The organism is Stenotrophomonas sp. 10L48, assembly GCF_056395105.1.
The window spans coordinates 34,465-55,162 of sequence record NZ_JBFTIX010000015.1; the positions used below are offsets into that span (position 1 = coordinate 34,465).

Annotated in this window: 18 protein-coding genes and 1 pseudogene; 7 read left to right on the forward strand and 12 right to left on the reverse strand. The window is 66.5% G+C overall.

What is annotated here, in order from left to right; translation table 11 throughout:
* Window positions 1-3 precede the first annotated feature (3 nt).
* The gene (locus tag AC1DCU_RS19080; protein WP_312962715.1) at window positions 4-1,359 is read left to right on the forward strand and encodes a peptidoglycan-binding protein; all 1,356 of its coding nucleotides are present in this window, start codon (window positions 4-6) and stop codon (window positions 1,357-1,359) included.
* Between the two features lie 71 nt (window positions 1,360-1,430).
* Here the strand turns inward: AC1DCU_RS19080 and AC1DCU_RS19085 are convergent, their stop codons facing one another.
* On the reverse strand, window positions 1,431-2,285 hold the full coding sequence (locus AC1DCU_RS19085; protein ID WP_312962713.1) for a hypothetical protein: 855 nt from the start codon (window positions 2,283-2,285) through the stop codon (window positions 1,431-1,433).
* A gap of 92 nt (window positions 2,286-2,377) precedes the next feature.
* Here AC1DCU_RS19085 and ybaK point away from each other — a divergent pair, with 92 nt between their 5' ends.
* Window positions 2,378-2,851 (forward strand): Cys-tRNA(Pro) deacylase, encoded by a 474-nt coding sequence (gene ybaK / locus AC1DCU_RS19090; protein WP_025876549.1) that lies wholly within the window; start codon window positions 2,378-2,380, stop codon window positions 2,849-2,851.
* Window positions 2,851-3,345 (forward strand): hypothetical protein, encoded by a 495-nt coding sequence (locus AC1DCU_RS19095; RefSeq protein WP_282280495.1) that lies wholly within the window; start codon window positions 2,851-2,853, stop codon window positions 3,343-3,345. The genes ybaK and AC1DCU_RS19095 overlap by 1 nt, the downstream gene beginning before the upstream one ends.
* Window positions 3,346-3,437: 92 nt before the next feature.
* On the opposite strand, the gene AC1DCU_RS19100 is transcribed toward AC1DCU_RS19095, so the two are convergent.
* Together AC1DCU_RS19100 and AC1DCU_RS19105 are read right to left on the reverse strand one after the other, a co-directional pair.
* The gene (locus AC1DCU_RS19100) at window positions 3,438-4,067 is read right to left on the reverse strand and encodes an energy transducer TonB (RefSeq protein ID WP_312962710.1); all 630 of its coding nucleotides are present in this window, start codon (window positions 4,065-4,067) and stop codon (window positions 3,438-3,440) included.
* A gap of 98 nt (window positions 4,068-4,165) precedes the next feature.
* Window positions 4,166-4,723, reverse strand: coding sequence for a DUF3228 family protein (locus AC1DCU_RS19105; protein WP_025876554.1), 558 nt, complete (start codon window positions 4,721-4,723; stop codon window positions 4,166-4,168).
* A gap of 136 nt (window positions 4,724-4,859) precedes the next feature.
* On the opposite strand from AC1DCU_RS19105, the gene AC1DCU_RS19110 reads away from it, so the two are divergent.
* From AC1DCU_RS19110 to AC1DCU_RS19120, 3 genes are all read left to right on the forward strand, one after another.
* Window positions 4,860-6,383 carry an amidohydrolase family protein gene (locus tag AC1DCU_RS19110; RefSeq protein ID WP_478013617.1) on the forward strand — a complete coding sequence of 508 codons (1,524 nt, stop codon included), beginning with the start codon at window positions 4,860-4,862 and terminating at the stop codon, window positions 6,381-6,383.
* A 71-nt stretch (window positions 6,384-6,454) separates the two neighbouring features.
* The gene (gene metF, locus AC1DCU_RS19115; RefSeq protein ID WP_442252261.1) at window positions 6,455-7,282 is read left to right on the forward strand and encodes a methylenetetrahydrofolate reductase [NAD(P)H]; all 828 of its coding nucleotides are present in this window, start codon (window positions 6,455-6,457) and stop codon (window positions 7,280-7,282) included.
* A 41-nt stretch (window positions 7,283-7,323) separates the two neighbouring features.
* Complete coding sequence (locus AC1DCU_RS19120) at window positions 7,324-7,902, forward strand: DUF4124 domain-containing protein (RefSeq protein ID WP_442252260.1); 579 nt, start codon at window positions 7,324-7,326, stop codon at window positions 7,900-7,902.
* Between the two features lie 117 nt (window positions 7,903-8,019).
* On the opposite strand, the gene AC1DCU_RS19125 is transcribed toward AC1DCU_RS19120, so the two are convergent.
* The 3 genes from AC1DCU_RS19125 to AC1DCU_RS19135 all read right to left on the reverse strand — a co-directional run bounded on the left by AC1DCU_RS19125 (window position 8,020) and on the right by AC1DCU_RS19135 (window position 13,021).
* Window positions 8,020-8,973 (reverse strand): Nudix family hydrolase, encoded by a 954-nt coding sequence (locus AC1DCU_RS19125; RefSeq protein WP_032974911.1) that lies wholly within the window; start codon window positions 8,971-8,973, stop codon window positions 8,020-8,022.
* A 96-nt stretch (window positions 8,974-9,069) separates the two neighbouring features.
* Window positions 9,070-11,802: a preprotein translocase subunit SecA gene (secA, locus tag AC1DCU_RS19130; protein WP_313116358.1), complete on the reverse strand. Its 2,733-nt coding sequence runs from the start codon at window positions 11,800-11,802 to the stop codon at window positions 9,070-9,072.
* 265 nt (window positions 11,803-12,067) lie between these two features.
* Window positions 12,068-13,021 (reverse strand): M23 family metallopeptidase, encoded by a 954-nt coding sequence (locus AC1DCU_RS19135; protein ID WP_025876571.1) that lies wholly within the window; start codon window positions 13,019-13,021, stop codon window positions 12,068-12,070.
* A gap of 12 nt (window positions 13,022-13,033) precedes the next feature.
* On the opposite strand from AC1DCU_RS19135, the gene AC1DCU_RS19140 reads away from it, so the two are divergent.
* Window positions 13,034-13,483, forward strand: coding sequence for a DciA family protein (locus AC1DCU_RS19140; RefSeq protein WP_025876573.1), 450 nt, complete (start codon window positions 13,034-13,036; stop codon window positions 13,481-13,483).
* A 280-nt stretch (window positions 13,484-13,763) separates the two neighbouring features.
* Here the strand turns inward: AC1DCU_RS19140 and lpxC are convergent, their stop codons facing one another.
* The 6 genes and pseudogenes from lpxC to murC form a co-directional block, all read right to left on the reverse strand.
* Window positions 13,764-14,675 carry a UDP-3-O-acyl-N-acetylglucosamine deacetylase gene (gene lpxC, locus AC1DCU_RS19145; protein WP_025876575.1) on the reverse strand — a complete coding sequence of 304 codons (912 nt, stop codon included), beginning with the start codon at window positions 14,673-14,675 and terminating at the stop codon, window positions 13,764-13,766.
* A 171-nt stretch (window positions 14,676-14,846) separates the two neighbouring features.
* Window positions 14,847-16,082, reverse strand: a complete 1,236-nt coding sequence (ftsZ, locus tag AC1DCU_RS19150; protein ID WP_025876577.1) for a cell division protein FtsZ — start codon at window positions 16,080-16,082, stop codon at window positions 14,847-14,849.
* Between the two features lie 164 nt (window positions 16,083-16,246).
* Window positions 16,247-17,482: a cell division protein FtsA gene (gene ftsA / locus AC1DCU_RS19155; protein WP_025876580.1), complete on the reverse strand. Its 1,236-nt coding sequence runs from the start codon at window positions 17,480-17,482 to the stop codon at window positions 16,247-16,249.
* Window positions 17,483-17,550: 68 nt separating this feature from the next.
* Window positions 17,551-18,228, reverse strand: a pseudogene (locus AC1DCU_RS19160) (cell division protein FtsQ/DivIB); the annotation flags it as partial.
* Window positions 18,225-19,229 carry a D-alanine--D-alanine ligase gene (locus tag AC1DCU_RS19165; protein WP_442252228.1) on the reverse strand — a complete coding sequence of 335 codons (1,005 nt, stop codon included), beginning with the start codon at window positions 19,227-19,229 and terminating at the stop codon, window positions 18,225-18,227. The gene AC1DCU_RS19165 and the pseudogene AC1DCU_RS19160, both read right to left, overlap by 4 nt.
* Window positions 19,226-20,662 (reverse strand): UDP-N-acetylmuramate--L-alanine ligase, encoded by a 1,437-nt coding sequence (gene murC, locus AC1DCU_RS19170; protein ID WP_025876586.1) that lies wholly within the window; start codon window positions 20,660-20,662, stop codon window positions 19,226-19,228. The genes AC1DCU_RS19165 and murC overlap by 4 nt, the downstream gene beginning before the upstream one ends.
* Between the last annotated feature and the right edge of the window lie 36 nt (window positions 20,663-20,698).

Consider the following 20,698-nt stretch of genomic DNA (forward strand, 5'->3'; position numbering starts at 1 on the left):
ACCATGGCAACGGATTCCACTCTCACCCGCGAACAGCTGTCCACGCTGTTCCTCAACACCGAACTGGGCGGCAACACCCGCCACCTGGACCATTTCTCATACGCCCAGGAGGGCACCAGCGCCTACTCGTTCGGCCTGGTGCAGTTCGACGTCGGCGGCAACCCCCAGGCCAGGCGCTTCCTGCGCGACAACGGCTTCACCAACGGTGACATCGAACTGCTGTCCCAGCACGGGGGGCTGAGCACACAGCAGCTGGCCGCGCTCGACGCCAAGCTGCAGGCCATTCCGCAGGCCAACATCGACAAGCTCACCAACGCCAAGCTGGACAGCGCCATCGAGCGCGTCGACGAGGCCATCGCCAAGGTGCGTGCGACCAACCCGGCCGCCGCCGATGCCATCGTGGCAAACCCGGAACTGCAGCTGGCCATGGCCGACTATGACAACCAGTTCGGCAGCATGGGCCCGCAGTTCATCAGCTATCTGGCCGGCAACGCGGAGAAGCTGCAGGGCGGTACCGTCCAGGCCGGCGATCCACCAAGCCGGGCCGACGTGCAGACCTTCGTCGATGCGACCAAATTCGGCATCCAGTCGCCTGCGGCCGTGACCAGCCGCGATCAACGCTTCGACACGGCCATGACCCAGCTGGGCATCACCCCAACCCATGCCCCCTCGCACGGCTCGCCCAGCACACCCGGTGCGTCGGCTGGCAGTGGCGTGCTGGTGAACGGCGCAAAGGGCGATGAGGTGCAGGCCATGCAGCAGAAGCTGGCCGACCTCGGCTACACGGGCAAGGACGGTGCACCGCTGGTGGCCGACGGTCACTTTGGCCCGGGCACCCTGCAGGCGGTCCAGCAGTTCCAGCGCGATCATCAGCTGACGGTGGACGGCAAAGCCGGCAGCGGCACCTTGGGTGCGCTGGAGGCGGCAAGCCAGCAGCATCAGCAGGCCGAATCAGCAGCACCGAGCATGGCCACGCCCGGGCACGCCGACAATCCGCGCTACCAGCAGGTCGTGGAAAAGCTGGAAACGTTGGAACAGCAGCGCAGCCAAGGTGGACTATCGCCGCTGTTCCATGACCGCGGCCAGCTGGAGAATGCCGCTGGACAGGTCGCCTACGAGTCCAAGCTTGTCGGCATGTCACAGGTGGACACCGTGGTGGCGCGCCCCGACGGCCAGGGTGTATTCGCGGTGCAGGGCCAGCTGGGCGATCCTGCAGCGCATCGCACCTACATCGACCTTGCGCAGGCGGTCAGCCAGGATCTGCCATCCAGCACTCGCCAGAGCGAAGCGTTGAACGCCGAACAGACACAACGACAGGCGCAGGAACAGGCACAGGCACAGCAGCCGCTGTCGCGCTGATCTGCGATGGATCGGATCCACGCACAGCGTGGATCCTGTCATCCGGTTCGGTATCCACGCGCGGCGTGGCTCTACTGCATGCGCTGGCGGTCGTCGCCGAGGGCGAGGCGGCACTGTTCGCGGAACGCAAGCTGCCACGCGGGCAGATCAAAGCGCTCGCGCTCCTGGAATGACACCGTCTCGGCGGCCAGCACGTAACAGCGGTTTTGCGACAACCGTAGTGCCGCCTCCCTATCGCCGATCCGCCAACACCGATCGATGCAGGCCTGCATCAACGCATAGTCCGGGTTGTTCCTGGCACCGCCAAAGGCGAAGCCCATCTGCTGCGCCATCGCCACCACCGGATCCGCACCAGCATGCGCCGATTTCAGGATGCGCAGCACACCTGCTTCGGGCACGCCAAAGGCCCAGTTGGCCAGCACGGCCGAGCGCGCCGCGCGCACCGCCAGCTCGGCATTGCGCAACCGCATGTGCTGGCCAGCGAGCATGGCCCAGCCCTTCTGCAGGTCTGGAAAAGCCGCGGTTGCGGCGTCGAGCAGTGGGATCGCAGCGGCGGGCTCGCCCGCTGCTACATGTCCCTGCGCCAACTCGACAAGCCGCAGAGGCGAGTCTGCGTCGTCCACATCATGCGCGCGCGGATCCCACTCGTCGTCATCCCACGCATCCTCGTCCAGCGCACGATTGATGCCCAACCAGTGCGCGAACACGTCCAGCGAAGAATGGCTGTAGACCATCCTGCCCTCGTCATGGAACATCTCGCAGACCAGCGGCAATGCGCCTTCGCGCCCCAATGGCCAGTACAGCCCGAAGCAATCGCCGTTGCCCAACGCGCCTTCGGCGATCGGCAGAAAACCCTGCGGTGGGTACGGGCCCGCTGCCACTTCGGTGTCAAAGGTCAGGTCGTGGAGGTGAGCGGGTGCGCGCATGCTGGAGCCAGGGAAAGCCGACGTGCAGTATCGCAGGGCGCGGCAATAGCCTCGGTCAAGGCAATGCCCGCGCGCGGCGCTACGATATGCCCATGACCCCGGCCATCAACCTGCTCAAGCGCGAGAAGATCGCCCATACCGTGCACAGCTACGTGCACGATGCCCATGCCGAATCCTATGGCGGCGAAGCCGTCGAAAAGCTGGGCCTGGACCCGGCACAGGTATTCAAGACCCTGCTGGCCAGCACCGAAACGCACGAACTGCTCGTTGCCATCGTGCCGGTGGCCGGCCAGCTTGATCTGAAAGCACTGGCCGAGGCGGCCGGCTGCAAGAAGTGCGAGATGGCCGCCGTCGATGCCGCGCAGCGCGCAACCGGCTATCTGGTCGGCGGCATCAGCCCGCTTGGGCAGAAGAAGCGCCTGCGCAGTTTTCTCGACGCCAGCGCGCAGGCACTGCCCACCCTGCACGTCAGCGCGGGACGGCGTGGCCTGGAAGTGGAGCTGGCACCGGCCGACCTGCTGCACCTGACCGGCGGCCACTACGCCGCGATCGGCAGGCCCCGTTGATGCGCTGGCCCTGGTCCACATCGCCGCCACCGCGGCTGGCCGACCCGCAGGCCGATGTGCTGCTGCAGGACCTGCTGTCGCGCGATGCCAGTCGTATCCATGCCGCCAGCAGCAGCCTGGCGCGGTTGTTCAGCGCTACGACGCTGGATGCGCTGGCGCCGCAGACCGAGCGGATCGAGCAGGCCTGCCAGGGCGTGCAGCTTGGCGGTGCGCTGGTCAGCAACGATGTTCACCTGCAAGCCGCACTGCGCCGCCTGCGTTATTGGCGTGAGCGCAAAGGCTGCCTGTGCGCGCTGTATCCGGATTACCTGTTCTTCGACCCACGCCGGCTCATCGAGCAGAGCCATGTGCGGCTGCTGGAACAGGGCGTGGCCGAGGATGGCTGGGGCGACCGCCATCGGGTGGCCTGCACCTGCTGCGGCCAGCACTGGGATGCCACCGACCGTGAGTACCACTACCCGTGGTGGGAGTGGACCTTGCTCGCCATTGATTGAAGCCACGCGTGGCGTGGCTCTACTGCGAAGGCGGATCCACGCCAAGCCTGGTTGTGCCGGCTCCCGCTACGAAAGCCAGGAGAGCACGTCCTTCATTCGTTGAGAGCAAAGGTCACCGGCACGTCCATCACACTCATGGCGGGCAACGCGGGCTGTTGCGCGTCGCGTTGCATGGCCCACGAGCGGAGCCCCTTGGCCGCTGCCGCGTCCAGCACCGCGTGACCACTGGACACGCGTACCACGGCCGCGACAATCCTGCCGTCCTCGTTCACCAGCGCCTTCAGCTGCACTTTGCCCTGCAACCCGTCACGTACAGCCGCAGAGGGGTACTCGGGGAATTCACGCCTCCAGTTGCCGCTGGCCGCAGGGAACAGTGTCGCCTTGGACGACAGCGGGCAGCGCGCAGGGAATCGCAGCACCAGTGACAGCGGCTGCGCGGACGGCTGAGGTTCCGCAGCGGCCTTGCATACCGCCATCGACACCGCTTCCAGCATGCGTTGCTGGCGCACCAGCGCTTCCGCATCCGCAGCCACGACGTGCAGCGTGCAGCGCCCTTGCTGGGCACGCGCCTCCATGCTGCTGACGCCCACATCCTGGATCGATGCCGCGTTGCTCAATCCACCGCATGCGGCGTTGGCATCGTAACGCTGGGCTGAACTCTCGGCTGAACCCAGCAAGGCGCCCAGCGCCACCGCCAACGGCATCCACGTTCTGATCGTCATCGTTGCTTCCTGCTGTGATGGAAACAGCATCGTATCCCGCGGTGGCCGCAGCGGATTTCACATCGCAGTGCGCTGACGCGCATCGCGATGCTGTGTTCTCACGGCCGCCAGTTGGCGTTGTTCTCCCAGAACGCCACCGCGCGCTGATAGGCTTCGCGGTCCAGCGGCACGCCCGAACCACCCTCCTCCACGCCCAGCGCATTGCGCATCATGGTGATCGGCGCCATCGGCACTTCTTCCGGCTCGGCGGTATAGATGCAGCCGACGATGCCCCAGTCCGCATCGATGGGTGAACCTTCCTTGGCCAGCTGCTCGGCGCTGTACAGGATCACCACCAAGTAATTGGCCCGTGGCGATTCCACGCCCTCGAACCAGCGCACCAGCACCGGCAGTTCCTCACGGTTGCGCGCCTCGTAGCCGCTGCGCAGCAGGTGCCGGTTGGCATCGGTGACCGGCACGGTCAGGCAGCGCGTGCTGGTCCAGTTCTCATAGACGAACAGCTTGCAGAACGGTGCATAGCCATCGAGCACCTTCAGCGGCGGGTGCGCGTTGAGATGCGCCTGGAACTGCTCGGCGCTGCAGTCCTGGATGGTGTTGCCGCGCGGTACGCGCGGGAACAGGCGGGGGCGGGCGAAATCGGTGAGGACGATGGACATGGCGCGACGTGATCGAAGAATCCGCTGCACAGGGTAACCGCCACCGGCGGTGCAAGGGGAGCAGGCCGAGAGTCACTGGCATCCGAACCGGACTTGCCCCACCCTGCCTTCGACCCACCGTAGGGATTGCAGGCTCATGGATGCAGCACGCGCGTTGTCCCCTTCCCCTCGATCACACCAACGGCCTCTGCTTAAGGCAGTAGCGGCTGTGCTTCTCGCTCCGCCCCTGCTGTTCGCTGCCGCCCTGATCTGGCCGTTGCCAGCGCCGCCGCCGCCCGATGTCGGCAACAGCCGGGTGATCATCAATGCGCGGGTGGTGGACGTGCAGAACGGCGTTGCCAGCGCGCCCACCACTGTAACGGTGCGCAACGGCACCATCATCGCCATCGGCAATGGCCCCCACGACGCCACCTTGCACGTATTCGACGCCGGTGGCCGCTGGCTGCTGCCTGGCTTCTGGGACATGCATACCCACGCACTGCAGCTGTCTCCGCAACTGCAGTTCCCGTTGATGCTGGCCAACGGCATCACCGGCACCCGCGACATGATGGACTGCCCGCAGCCGACCGATCCGCTGATCGCCTGCGTCGCTGAGAAGCGTCGCTGGAGCGCACAGGCCATCGCTGGCACGTTGACCGCGCCGCGATTCGTGCAGGTGGCAAGCTTCTACTTCGAAGACCCTGCGCTGGCACCACAGGACGCCGTCCGTCGCGCGCGTGAGTACGCCGAGCGCGGCGTGGATGCACTGAAGGTCTACAACCGGCTGCGCCCGGATACCTACCAACGGCTGGCTGCCGAGGCGCGGCAACTGCATCGTCCGCTGGTGGGCCACCTGCCCAGGGCGGTGGCGCTGGAAGAGGCACTGCAGGCCGGACAGCACAGCTTTGAACACGCGCATCTGTTCGTTCGCCACTGCTCCGGCTCCGCAGCTGCATGGCGCAGCGGGACGCTGGAAGGTGAAGACCCGACAGCCTTGGCCGAGCACTTGGTGGACAGCTATGCGCCTGCAAGGTGCAAGGCCGCCTTCGCGCTGATGCAGGCCAGCGGCAGCGCCTTCGTGCCCACTCATGTCACCCGCGAGGAGGATGCCCGCGCGCGCGATCCGGGCTTCATCGATGATCCGCGACTGGCGTACCTCGATCCGCTTTCGCGCTGGGCCTGGCGCGACGACCTGCAGGCCACGGTCACCCGCCATCCAGGCCAACGTGGCGAGCGCGCGCTGCACGCCTATTTCAATCATGGCCTGGCACTGACCGGCGCTGCGCACCGCGCCGGTGTTCCGGTGCTGGTGGGCACCGACACCGGGCTTGGCGGCTTCCGCTATCACGATGAACTGCAACTGCTGCACCAGGCCGGACTCAGCCAAGCCGACGTGCTGCGCGCAGCCACGTTGCACGCCGCACAGCACCTTCGCCTGCAGGCCCGGCATGGCAGTGTCGAGGTCGGCAAAGCGGCCGACCTGGTGCTGCTGGACGGCAATCCTCTGCTGGACATCGGCAACAGCCGGCGCGTGCATGCGGTGCTGCTGGCCGGCCACCTCTACGACCGTCCAAGGCTGGATGCACTGCTGGCCTACTCCCGCGCGCAGGCACGCTCACCTGCGGTGATGGCGCGGCTGCTGTGGGGATTCGTGACCAGCCCGGTCAGCGCGGAACTGTAGCGGCTGCCTTGTTTTACATCCATCTCGATGGAGAGATATACTTCTCCGCACCCGACGCCGCCGCCCGTGCCATGACCACCATCAGCTTCGAGTTCTATCCGCCCAAGACCGACGAACAGCGCACCCAGCTGGACCGTGCCGCGGCCAAGCTGAAGACGTATGCCCCCGAGTACGTGTCCTGTACCTTCGGCGCCGGTGGCTCGACCCTCAGCTACACCTCCGAGACCGTGCGCCATCTCAACCAGCACCACGGCTTCGACGCGGCACCGCACCTGTCCTGCGTGGGCGGTACCCGCCAGGAGATCCGCGAGCTGCTGACGCTGTACCGCGCCATCGGCTGCCAGCGCATCGTCGCCCTGCGTGGCGACCTGCCGTCGGGCATGGGTTTTCCCGGTGACATGCGCTATGCCTCCGAACTGATCGCCTTCATCCGTGCCGAGCACGGTGACGCCTTCCGCATCGAAGTGGGCGCGTATCCGGAAACGCATCCGCAAGCGCAGGACGCCCTGCTCGACCTGAAGCACTTCAAGGCCAAGATCGACGCCGGTGCCAATGCCGCCATCACCCAGTACTTCTTCAACCCGGATGCCTACTTCCACTTCGTCGACGAAGTGCAGCGGCTCGGCGTGCAGGTGCCGATCACCCCGGGCATCATGCCGATCTCCAACTTCAGCCAGCTGCGCCGTTTCTCCGAACAGTGCGGCGCGGAAATCCCGCGCTGGATCAGCCGCAAGATGCAGGCCTACGGTGACGACGCCGAATCGGTGCGCGCCTTCGGCGCCGAAGTGGTGGCCAAGCTGTGCCAGCGCCTGGTCGAAGGCGGCGCACCGGGCCTGCACTTCTACACCTTGAACCTGGCCAAGCCGACGGTCTCGGTACTGAAGCTGCTGCAAGGCTGAAAAGTACGCTGCGTTATCGCAATCGGCGCTACGCTGCGTCGATGAAGCTCGTCCTGTCCCTGTTGCTGGTCCTGCTGCTGCCCGGTGTCTGCGCCGGTGTGCAGGCGCAGACCACGCGCTTGAACCGCTGCACCGATCCGCAGGGGCAAAGTGTCTATAGCGACCGCCCCTGCGACAGCCTGGGCGCGCAGTCCCGGCGGCCACCGCCGGCGCCTTCCGGCAATACCCTGCAGCGCGACAGCCTCGGCAGCAGCTGCCCGCGCCGGCTGAGCGAACTGGTGCAGGCTTTGCACACGGCGGTCGGCATCGGTGATGTGAACCGGCTTTCTTCGCTGTACCTGTGGGGCGCGGTGTCCGATGCCGGCGCACAGCGGATTCTTGGCCAGCTGGAATCGGTGGTGCGGCGGCCGCTGGTGGACGTGGTGCCGGTGTATCCGCGCCAGGATCTGGATGAGGGCCAGGGCATCGCCTCACAGGATCCGGAAACGGTGCCGATGCCGGCTGCACGGCGCCATCCGATCGGGTTGCGGTTGGAGCAGACCCTGCCGGGCAGCGCCACGCGCGCGGCGACCGTGCTTGGGCTGCGGCGGCAGTATGGGTGTTTCTGGATTACGTTGTGAGCGGGTGCTGCTGAACCGCCATCCACGCATGGCGTGGATCTACTGGTCGCTGCGTGGCGTGGGTCTGCTCATCCACGCATGGCGTGGATCTACTTGCTTGCGCCCCTGTGTATCGCGCTACACCGGCCATAGTCCGCGGATGGCGGCGATACCCTGCCCGCCATGCCGGCGTGCCTCGGCCACATGCTGCGGTGTCATGCCGCCGAGCGCATAGATCGGCAGCGAGACCTGGGCGCGCAGCGCGGCGAAGGCCTCCCACCCCAACGGCATTGCATCGGGATGGCTCGCAGTGGCCTGCACCGGCCCCAGCACGGCGAAGTCGCAGCCCAGCCGCTGTGCGGCCAGCAGCTGCTCAAGCCCGTGGCAGGAGGCGGCCACCAGCTGCCCGGGCGGCAGCGGCCGTTCCTGCAGCGACTGCAGCTGCTCGCTGCCCAGGTGCACGCCAACGCCGAGGGTGCGCGCCAGTTCGATATCGCGGTTGAGCAGCCACTGCACACCGCGCCGATGCGCGCGCACGGCCTGCTCGATCACGCCCTGACGCTGCGGATGCTCGGCGGGCAGGCGCAGCTGGATGCGTTGCTGCCCCGAAGCCACGGCCTGCTGCAGCTGGCCGTGCCAACGCTGCAGGCCGCCCTCATCGATGTCCGGCGCAGGGGTGATCAGGTAGCAGTCCGGCTGGCGCAGTGCGGCCACCACCGGCAGGTCGGCCGGCGGCATTGAATAACGGGCCAGCTTGTCCGGCGTCACCCAGGTGATGGCCTGGCCCTCGCGTCCACGCGGGGCGCCCTTCCAGCTGCGCACGTGGCGCACTTCCAGGGTCAGGTCCTTGTCCGGGTAGCGCTGCGGCACGTCCATGATCCACTCGCCCACCTCTGCCTCGATGCCCAGCTCCTCGTGCAGCTCGCGCACCAGCGCCTGTTCGGAGGTCTCACCGGGCTCGCGCTTGCCGCCCGGGAATTCCCAGAGGCCGGCCATGTCGCGGCTTTCGGTACGGCGGTTGAGCAGGATGCGGCCGCGGGCGTCGGTGATGACGGCGGCTACGACGTGGATCGATCGTTTCGGGGAAGGCATGGCCGAAGCATGCCGAAAAGCGGGGCACCGGCGCAATCGCCGGGCGCTTCAAGGCCCAGAACAGGAAAGCCCCGCTTTCGCGGGGCTCTCCGGGGGTCAGCTCAGCTGGCCGTGGCAGTGCTTGTACTTCTTGCCGCTGCCGCACGGGCACGGATCGTTGCGACCGATCTTGGGCTCGTCACGCTGCAGCTGCGCCACGCCCTGCTGGGTGGCCTCCACCTGCGCCGCCTCTTCGTCGGCGCCGTAGCCGCCGGCGTCCTGGTGCTGGAACTGCGACTGGCTCAGGCGGGCTTCCACCTGCTGGCGCTCGGCCGCTTCCAGTGCCTGCACTTCCTCGTCGCTGCGGATGCGCACGCGGGCCAGCAGGGTCACCACTTCGCGCTTGACGTTCTCCAGCATGTCCGAGAACAGCTCGAAGGCTTCCTTCTTGTATTCCTGCTTCGGCTGCTTCTGCGCATAACCGCGCAGGTAGATGCCCTGGCGCAGGTAATCCATGCGTGCCAGGTGCTCCTTCCAGCTCTGGTCGAGCACGGTCAGCATCACGTGCTTCTCCAGCGCGCGCATGGTCTCTTCGCCCACGCCCGCTTCCTTCTCGGCGAAGTGCTGGTTGATGCGCTCCTGCACCTTGGCGGTGATGCCTTCGGCATCCAGCTCCTCGTGCGACTTGACCAGATCGGTCAGCGACATGTCCACACCGAAGTCCGACTGCAGGGTGGCTTCCAGGCCACGCAGGTCCCACTGCTCGTCCACCGAGTTCGGCGGCACGAAGCGGGCAACGATGTCGAAGATCACGTCGTCGCGGATGCCATCGACGTTGTCCTTCACCGAGTCGGCGTCCAGCAGTTCGTCGCGCTGGGCGTAGATCACCTTGCGCTGGTCGTTGTTGACGTCGTCGAAATCCAGCAGGTTCTTGCGGATGTCGAAGTTGTGGGCCTCGACCTTGCGCTGCGCCTTTTCAATCTGGCGGCTGACCAGGCGGTCTTCGATGACGTCGTCTTCCTTCATGCCCATCATGCGCATGGCCTTCTGCACCCAGTCGGAGGCGAAGATGCGCATCAGGTTGTCTTCCAGCGACAGGTAGAAACGGGACGAGCCCGGATCACCCTGGCGGCCCGAACGGCCACGCAGCTGGTTGTCGATACGACGCGATTCGTGGCGTTCGGTGCCGACGATGTGCAGGCCGCCGGCCGCCTTGACCGCGTCATGGCGCTTCTGCCACTCGGCCTTGATCGCGGCCTTCTGCTCGTCGGTCGCGCCTTCACCCAGCTCGTGGATTTCCGCTTCCAGCGAACCGCCCAGCACGATGTCGGTACCACGACCGGCCATGTTGGTGGCGATGGTCACGGCGGCCGGACGACCGGCGTTGGCAACGATGGTCGCTTCGCGGTCGTGCTGCTTGGCGTTGAGCACTTCGTGCTTCACACCCGCCTTGCGCAGGTGCTCGGACAGCATTTCCGAGGTTTCGATCGAGGTGGTACCCACCAGCACCGGCTGGCCGCGCTTGGCGCACTCTTCGATGTCGGCCAGCACCGCATTGAACTTGCCCTTGCGGTTGAGGAACACCTGGTCCGGGCTGTCCTTGCGGATGGTCGGGCGGTTGGTCGGGATCACCACCACTTCCAGGCCATAGATGCTCTGGAATTCGAACGCTTCGGTATCGGCCGTACCGGTCATGCCGGACAGCTTCTTGTACATGCGGAACAGGTTCTGGAAGGTGATGCTGGCCAGCGTCTGGTTCTCGCGCTGGACCGGCACGCCTTCCTTCGCTTCCACCGCCTGGTGCAGGCCATCGGACCAGCGGCGGCCGGCCAGGGTACGGCCGGTGAATTCGTCGACGATGACCACTTCGCCATCGCGCACGATGTAGTCCACATCGCGCTGGTAGATGGCGTGCGCGCGCAGGGCGGCGTTGAGGTGGTGGACCACGGTCAGGTTCTGCGCCGCGTACAGGCCTTCGGTCTCGGCATCGAGGATGCCCGCTTCCACCAGCAGCTGTTCGGCGTGCTCCATGCCCGCCTCGGACAGGTGCACCTGCTTGCCCTTCTCATCGACCCAGAAGTCGCCTTCGCCGTCTTCCGCTTCCTGCTTGACCAGGTTCGGCACGATGCGGTTGACGCGGATGTACAGCTCCGGGGAATCGTCGGCCGGGCCGGAGATGATCAGCGGGGTACGCGCTTCGTCGATCAGGATGGAGTCGACTTCGTCGACGATGGCGTAGTGCAGGCCGCGCTGGTAGCGGTCAGCCTTGGACAGCGCCATGTTGTCGCGCAGGTAGTCGAAACCGAATTCGTTGTTGGTGCCGTAGGTGATGTCCGAACCATAGGCTTCGCGCTTGTCGCTGTGCGGCATGCCCGGGTAGACCACGCCCACGCTCAGGCCCAGCCAGTTGTACAGCTTGCCCATCTGCGCGGCATCGCGGCGGGCCAGGTAGTCGTTCACGGTGACCACGTGCACGCCCTTGCCTTCCAGCGCGTTGAGGTACACCGGCAGGGTCGCCACCAGGGTCTTGCCTTCACCGGTGCGCATTTCTGCGATCTTGCCCAGGTGAAGCACCATGCCGCCGATCAGCTGCACGTCGTAGTGGCGCATGCCCAGCACGCGGCGACCGGCCTCGCGGCAGACCGCGAACGCTTCGGGCAACACCTTGTCCAGGGCTTCACCACCGGCGATGCGCTGCTTGAATTCCGGCGTCTTGGCCTGCAGCTGCTCGTCGGAAAGCTTCTCGATCTCCGGCTCCAGCGCATTGATCTTGGCGACGATGCGGTTGAGCTGGCGCAGCTGTCGTTCATTACGACTGCCAAATACGCGGGTAAGCAGGCTGTTGATCATTGAGGGAACCGGGTTGGATGGAAATGCCGCACGGCTCCGGGAAGGATCCGTCCGCCGCAAACGAATCAGGGCGCCTGGCGCCCTGTCGATGGCAACACCCATTGTAGCTTGGGATGGGCCGCTGGGGTTTCAACCCTGTGGCGGCATTGGCATCCGAACATTCCGGTAGTGCCGGCCGCTGGCCGGCAATCCGCGATGTTGCCGAAGATCATGAGGTTGCCGGCCAGCGGCCGGCACTACCGCCCCCGGAGTACGGGGGCCCGATTCAACCGCGGGTGATGCGCCCGACCGGGGTATTGCCGCCATCGCCGAGGAACTTGCGCGGGTTGACCACGTTGCCGTTCTCCCACACCTCGAAGTGCACGTGGGCGCCGGTCGAACGACCGGTGGAACCGGCCTTGGCCACTTCCTGGCCGGCACGGACGAGGTCGCCGACCTTCACCACCAGGCGCGAATTGTGCGCGTAGCGGGTGACGTAGCCGTTGCCGTGGTCCACATCGACCACGTTGCCGTAGCCGCCCTTGACCCCGGAGAAGCTGACCACGCCGTCGGCCACCGACATCACCGGGTCACCGACGCGGGCGTGGAAGTCCATGCCCTTGTGGGTGGCGGCACCGCGACCGAACGGGTCGGCACGGGTACCGAAGCCGGACGTGACGTAGCTGTTGCGGATCGGCATGCGCGAAGGCACGGCGTTCTGCTGCAGCTGGTGGTCGAACATCAGCGATTCCATCACCGACAACTGGCGGCCTGAAGCAGCGAAGCGCTGCTCCAGCACCTGTAAGTCGGCGTTGACGTCCTTCACCGGGATGTCGGCGGTCGGGCCGCCGGCATCGCCGTCACCGAGGCCGGGGGTCTCGTTGAAATCGAATTCGCCGTCTTCCAGCTTGCCCATCTGGGTCAGTCGCTCGCCCAGGGCGTTCAGGCGGGTGGCCTGCGCCTGCAGCTCGCCGAGGCGGGCAGCCAGCGCGTTGACCTGGGTCTGCGCATCACGCTGGACCTTGGCCAGTTCGGCCTCCTGGCGGTCGACCTTGGCCTGCAGGCGCGAGTCATTGAGCGCGCTGACGCCAATTCCACCGGCAAGGCCGATAATGCAACCTGCGCCGAGCACGCTGCCCAGCAGGGCTCGGGGGCGGTCCTCGAAGTAGAACCGCAAACGCGTGAGCGCCGATTTGGCCTGTCCTTCACGCGTTTTGATTACGATCTTTTTGAATGCCATCAGTGAGTTTTCATGTCTGAGCCGAAATCCAGCGTTCGTCCCGCATCCCGACCGAAACCGGCCCTGGATGCAGTGATGGCGGACAAAAGCGGGAACCCGCTGCGGCGTGCCCTATGGCTCGACGCGCTGGACCGTCAGTTGCGCCCCCAGTTGCCGCCACCTCTGCGCAGCCGTTGCCGGCTGGCCAATGTGGACGGGGAACACCTCGTTTTTCTCGTCGAGTCCCCGGTCTGGCATGCCAAGTTGCGGCTTGCCGAAGCCCAGTTGCTCGACGCGGCCCGGTCCATCGGGCTGAAGGCCACCAAGGTGACCGTCAAGACTGCGTCTCCCACTCCCACGCGCTCCCCAGCGCTCGACAACCGGAATGGACCCCACGCAGTTTCAGCCGCCACGCACAAAGGGCTACGCGACGCCTTGGCAGCTCTGCAGGACCTTCCTTCGAAACCGAAGCGGGAAACCTGAAAGCAGCGGAGCGTCCTGCTCCACTCCCCGTCGCGCGTGTCACCGCAGCGTGAAACATTTCGGGGGCCGGGTCGCATCCTAGCTGGCCGCGGTGGGCCAGTCGTTAGATTGTTGTTAAAACAACGTTAAATTCAGGCTTCGGATCCAACAGGTTCACAAAACCGTGACCTCGGCCCGGCCGTCGCGTCACCAACTGCGCCAGTGCGTCAAACAACGCCGGAAACGCAGACGCCGCCCTGGAAGGCGGCGTTTTTGCATTGAAATTCAACAGCTTGTGAAATCAGGCATAGGCCGGCGTGGCGTACACCACCGGGTCCGGCACGGCCGGCGAGTCGTAAGTGACCCATTCCCAGGCGGTGGCATCGGCCATCAGCGCCCGCACCAGCTTGTTGTTGAGCGCGTGGCCGGACTTGAAGCCCTCGTAGGCACCCAGCACCTGGCCGCCGGCCAGATAGAGGTCGCCGATCGCGTCAAGAATCTTGTGGCGCACGAATTCGTCGGCGTAGCGCAGGCCGTCTTCGTTGAGCACGCGGAACTCGTCGAGCACGATGGCGTTGTCCATCGAACCGCCCAGGCCGAGATTGCGCTCGCGCATGTATTCCAGGTCGCGCATGAAGCCGAAGGTGCGCGCGCGGGAGATTTCCTTGGTGTAGGCCATCGTCGAGAACTCGATTTCCTGGCGCGACTGCTTGGCCGGGATCATCGGGTGGTCGAACTGGATGGTGAAGCCCAGCTTGTACCCCTCGTACGGGGTAAAGCGGGCCATCTTGTCGCCCTCGGTCACTTCCACGGTCTTCAGCACGCGGATGAAGCGCTTGGGCGCATCCTGTTCGACGATGCCTGCCGACTGCAGCAGGAACACGAACGGGCCGGACGAACCGTCCATGATCGGCAGCTCGGCCGAGGACAGTTCGACGATGATGTTGTCCACACCCAGGCCGGCCAGGGCCGACATCAGGTGCTCGACGGTCTGGATCTTGGCGTCGTTGCAGGTCAGGCCGGTGCACAGGGTCACTTCGGTGACCAGTTCGGCCTTCGCAGGCACTTCCACTACCGGGTCCAGGTCCACGCGCCGGAACACGATGCCATGGTTGACCGGCGCCGGGCGCAGGGTCATGTAGACCTTGTCGCCGCTGTGCAGGCCTACACCGGTGGCGCGGATCGTGTTCTTGAGGGTGCGTTGCTGGATCATGGGGGACGACCGGAAGTGACACAGTAGATTAACACGCAGGGTCCCCTACCCCGGCTGAAACGCCGGTGGGACGCGCGTGAAGCAGGGCGGCCGGGCCCATCCTGGCCCGGCGCCCGCGTTTTCAGGACATGGTGGCGCAACCCGGGGGGGACAAGCCCCGGGCAGCGTCGATCAGTCCGCCTGGCGGCGCAGGAACGCCGGGATGTCCAGGTAATCGTTCGGCAGTTCCGCCGCGGCCGGGGCCGAGGAGGCCGGAGCCGACGGGGTGGAAGCTGCCACGCTGTCGCTGCTGGCACGACGCAGACCCAGGCCCATGCCGCCGACGGCCTTGGACACCGCATCGCCGCCGTTGTCGAACTCGCCGAACTCCGGCTGGCCGGTGGTGGCGTTGCGGACCAGCTTGATCGGTGCACGCTCGCCCGGACGCTGGGTCTTGCTGGCCGAGACGCGGTTCAGGCCCGTGGCGACCACGGTCACGCGCACTTCGTCCTGCATGTCCGGATCGAGCACGGTACCCACCACCACGGTCGCGTCTTCCGAAGCGAAGCCGTCGATGGTGCGGCCGATCTCGTCGAACTCGGCCATGGTGAAGTCGGCACCGGCGGTGATGTTGACCAGGATGCCGTTGGCGCCAGCCAGGTTCACATCGTCCAGCAGCGGGTTCTGGATGGCCGACTCGGCCGCGGCCTGCGCGCGGTCATCGCCGCGGGCGGTACCGGTACCCATCATCGCCAGGCCCATTTCGGACATGACGGTGCGCACGTCGGCGAAGTCGACGTTGATCAGGCCCGGACGCACGATCAGGTCGGCGATGCCCTGCACGGCGCCCTGCAGCACGTCGTTGGCGGCACGGAAGGCCTGGATCATGGTCGCGTTGCGACCCAGCACGGTGATCAGCTTCTCGTTGGGGATGGTGATCAGCGAGTCGCAGTGCTGGCTCAGTTCTTCAATGCCCTTCAGCGCGACCTGCATGCGGCGGCGGCCTTCGAACGGGAACGGCTTGGTGACCACGGCCACGGTCAGGATGCCCATTTCCTTGGCCAGCTGTGCCACCACCGGCGCAGCGCCGGTACCGGTGCCACCGCCCATGCCAGCGGTGATGAACACCATGTCCGCGCCCTGCAGCGCGTCCATGATGCGCTCACGGTCTTCCAGCGCAGCCTGGCGGCCGACTTCCGGATTCGCGCCTGCGCCCAGGCCCTTGGTGACATTGGTACCCAGCTGCAGCTGCAGCTTGGCACCACAATTCTTGATGGCCTGCGAGTCGGTGTTGGCAGTGATGAATTCCACGCCATCCACTGCCGAGTTGACCATGTGCGCCACGGCATTGCCGCCGCCGCCGCCCACGCCAACCACCTTGATCACCGCATTGGGTGCCATCTTTTCGATCAGTTCAAAATGCGCCATGTCCGTGTCCTCGTTGTATCCGCTTTCGATTGCATGGGCGTTCGGGCGTCCTGCCTTCGTGCTGCATGCCGTCGTTGCGGCTGTGTGGGTTATGTGTGTTGCCGGTGTAGCGTCGTGTTGCCGGTGTTGCAGCCGGGCTGCGCCCGGGTGGTACAGGTGCCGCGTCAGAATTCGCCGCGGAACCAGGTCTTGAGTTTCTTGAACATGCTTCCGGCGCGGCCGGTCGGCAGCGACGGCCGGCGCGGATGCTCGATCTGGCTGCCCATCAGCAGCAGGCCCACGCCGGTGGCATGCACCGGGTTGCCCACCACTTCGCCCAGGCCGGTAACGTGCTGCGGGATGCCCACGCGTACCGGCATCTGCAGCATTTCCTCGGCCAGTTCGACCACGCCTTCCATCTTCGAGGCACCACCGGTCAGCACCATGCCGGCGCGCACCAGTTCCTCGAACCCGGAGCGGCGCAGTTCGGCCTGCACCATTTCGAAGATCTCTTCGTAGCGGCCCTGCACTGCCTGCGCCAGCGCGTGGCGCGGCATGCGGCGCGGCGGACGATCACCGACCGACGGCACCTGGATGCTTTCCTCGGCGGTAGCCAGCTGGGCCAGGGCGCATGCATAGCGCACCTTGATCTGCTCGGCTTCCGGGGTCGGCGTGCGCAGCATGTGCGCGATGTCGTTGGTCACGTGGTCGCCGGCGATCGGCAGCGAGGCGGTATGACAGATCGCGCCCTGCACGAACACTGCGATGTCGGTGGTGCCGGCGCCCATGTCGACCAGCACCACGCCCAGTTCGCGCTCGTCGGCGGTCAGCACCGCCACGCTGGACGCCAGCGAGGACAGCACCAGATCGTCCACCTGCAGGCCGCAGCGCTGCACGCACTTGCTGATGTTGGCCGCAGCCGACTGCGCGCACACCACCAGGTGCGCATGCACCTCCAGGCGCACGCCGGTCATGCCGACGGGGTTGCGGATGCCTTCCTGCGAATCATCCAGCACGTACTCGCGCGGGATCGCATGCAGGATCTTCTGGTCGGCCGGAATCGCCACTGCCTTGGCCGCATCGAGCACGCGATCCAGGTCGCCCCAGGTCACTTCGCCGTCGCGGATCGGCACGATGCCGGGCGAGTTCTTGCACTGCACGTGGTTGCCGGAAATGGAGGCATACACCGAGCGGATCTCGCAGCCGGCCATCAGCTCGGCTTCTTCGACCGCACGCTGGATCGACTGCACGGTCGATTCGATATCCACCACCACGCCGCGCTTGAGGCCGCGCGACTCATGGGAGCCGATGCCGATCACTTCGATCGGGTTGCCCGGCGAATACTCGCCCACCAGCGCCACCACCTTGGAGGTGCCGATATCCAGGCCGACGATCAGCGATTTGTCACCCTTGCGATTCATGTTCTTTCCTGCGTCCTTCTTGCCGGGGTGCCCGGTGCATTGGCGGGGGCGGCCGGAGTGCCCCAGCTCAGCGTGAAACCATTGGTATATCGGAGGTCGGCGCGCTCGATCGGCGCGGCCTGGTTGGCCAGCTGCGGCAGCACGCGCACGAAGCGCTGCAGGCGCGAGCGGGCATCGTCGCGGCCGACCACCACTTCAGTGCCGTTGCTCAGCAGCAGCGACCAGCTGCCGCGCGCGTCCATCGTCAGCCGGCGCACGTCGACGCCTGCCGGCGCGAACAGCGCGCGCGAATCGTTGTACAGCTTGACCACTTCCTCGGTCTGGCTGTCCGGGCCATCCAGCTCGGGCAGCTGCAGGTCGGCCAGCTTCTTCGGCGTGGGGAACAGCTTGCCCTGCTCGGACAGCAGGCGATCTTCGCCCCAGCGCGCGAACGGCTTGTGCTCGACCAGCGTCACTTCCAGCACGTCCGGCCACTGCTTGCGCACCTGCGCGCTTTCCACCCACGGCAGTTTTTCCAGTGCGTCCTGCGCGTCCTGCAGCTTGACCGCGAAGAAGCCGGCATGCGCATACGGCAGCAGCACCTGCTGCAGCTGTTCCGGCGGCACCCGCTTGAACTCACCGTGCACGCGCAGCTTCGCCAGCGGCCAGCGCTCGGCGCCGACCCAGCCATTGACCACGGCCACCACCGGCAGTGCAACCACCGACAGTGCCAACAGCCAGACGAAGATGCGCAGCACCGCGTTCATGCGTGCGATGCCTCCAGGGTCTGTTCCAGCACGCGCCACACCAGCTCTTCGAAGCTGATACCGGCCTGCCCGGCCGCCTTGGGCACCAGCGAGTGGCTGGTCATGCCCGGCGCGGTGTTCACTTCCAGCAGGAAGAAGCGGCCGCTGGTGCGGTCACGCATCACGTCGACGCGACCCCAGCCACGGCAACCGGCCGCGCGGAAGGCAGCCAGCGCGATGCGGCGGATCTCGTCTTCGTCATCACCGTCCAGGCCCGGGCACAGGTACTGGGTGTCTTCGGCGATGTACTTGGCGTTGTAGTCGTACCACTGGCCCTTGGGCACGATGCGGATCGACGGCAGCGCAACGTCGCCGAGGATGGCCACGGTCAGTTCGTCACCGACCACCATCTGTTCCATCAGCAGCTGGCCGTCGTAACGCGCGGCCAGGGCCACGGCGTCGTCCAGGCCGGCGTCGTCGGTGACCCGGCTGATGCCCACGCTGGAGCCTTCGTTGGCCGGCTTGACCACCACCGGCAGGCCGAGCTCGGCCGCAAGCGCGTGGACATTCTTTTCGGCCGCTCCCGGCATCCTGCCTCCCGTGGCACTCGTACCTCCGTGTACTTCGCGGTACTGCGGGGTCGGCAGGCCCAGTGACAGCCACACCTGCTTGGTGCGGATCTTGTCCATGCTCAACGCCGAGCCCAGCACGTTGGAGCCGGTGTACGGCACGCCGAAGGCCTCCATCAGGCCCTGTACGATGCCGTCCTCACCACCACCATTGTGGCCGTGCAGGATGTTGAACACGCGATCGATGCCGCCGGCCGCCAGCGCCTTGGCCAGCGCCGGAATGCCATCGATGGCGACGGCGTCGACGCCGCGCGACTGCAGCGCTTCGAGTACGTTGCGGCCCGAATCCAGCGACACTTCGCGTTCGCTGGAGCTGCCACCGAGCAGCACGGCGACGCGGCCGAACGCGGCCGGGTCGGTGCTGCGCAGCGGCGGGAAGGTCAGCGTGCTCACGCCTCGCCCTCCGCCTTGAAGCCTTCCACGGCAATGTGGCTGGCGACGGCGCCGATGTCGCCGGCACCCATCATCAGCAGCAGGTCACCGTCCTGCAGCACGTCCGGCAGCACGGTGGCCAGCTCGGATGCCTTGCCGACCACCACCGGCTCGCTGCGGCCACGTGCACGGATGGCGCGGGCCAGTGCATGCGAATCGGCGCCAGCGATCGGCTCTTCACCGGCCGGGTAGACCTCGCTCAGCACCAGTGCATCGACACTGGACAGCACCGCGGCGAACTTGTCGAACTGATCACGGGTACGGCTGTAGCGGTGCGGCTGGAAGGCGACCACCAGGCGCTTGTCGGCCCAGCCGCCACGCGCGGCGGCGAACACCGCTTCCAGCTCGCTCGGATGGTGGCCGTAGTCGTCGATGATGCGGACCTTGGCACCGCTGGCGGTGGTCACTTCGCCCAGGTCATTGAAGCGGCGACCGACGCCAGCGAAGCTGGCCAGCGCACGCGCGATCGTGTCCGGGGCCACGCCCAGCTGCCAGCCCACCGCCGCAGCGGCCAGCGCGTTGAGCACGTTGTGCTTGCCCGGCAGCGCCAGTACCACTTCCTGGCTGGTGCCCTGCGGCAGGCGCAGGGTGAAGCGCATGCGCGAACCTTCCTGCACCACGTTCTCGGCGCGCACGTCGGCCTGCGGGCTCATGCCGTAGCTCATCACGTGGCGCGGGGTCTTGGCGGCCAGTGCGGCCACTTCCGGATCGTCGATGCACAGCACTGCCAGGCCGTAGAACGGCAGGCGCTGCAGGAACTCGGCGAACGCTGCCTGCACGCGGGCGAAATCGTTGCCGTAGTTCTCCAGATGATCGGAATCGATGTTGGTGATGATCGACATCAACGGATTCAGGCGCAGGAAGCTGCCGTCGCTCTCGTCGGCCTCGGCCACCAGCCACTGGCCACCACCGAGCTTGGCGTTGGCACCGGCAGCCAGCAGCTGGCCACCGATCACGAAGGTCGGGTCCAGCCCACCCTCGCTCAGCACCGCAGCGGTCAGGCTGGTGGTGGTGGTCTTGCCGTGGGTGCCGGCCACGGCGATGCCGCGACGGAAGCGCATCAGTTCGGCCAGCATCGCCGCGCGCGGCATGATCGGAATGCGCTGGCTGCGCGCTTCCATCAGCTCCGGGTTGTCTTCGCGGATCGCGCTGGAGACCACCACGCAGTCGGTGCCCAGCACGTTGGCGGCCGAGTGGCCGCGCATGATGCGCGCGCCCAGGCCGGCCAAGCGGCGGGTCGCGACGTTGTCGGCGTTGTCCGAACCGGACACTTCGTAGCCCAGCGTCAGCATCACTTCGGCGATGCCGCTCATGCCGGTGCCGCCGATGCCGACGAAATGCACGCGCGGGAACGCGCGCACCAGATCGTTGGTGTCATGCAGGCGGCGGATCATGCGCGGCCTCGCGCAGGGCAGGCGCTGGAGCGTGCC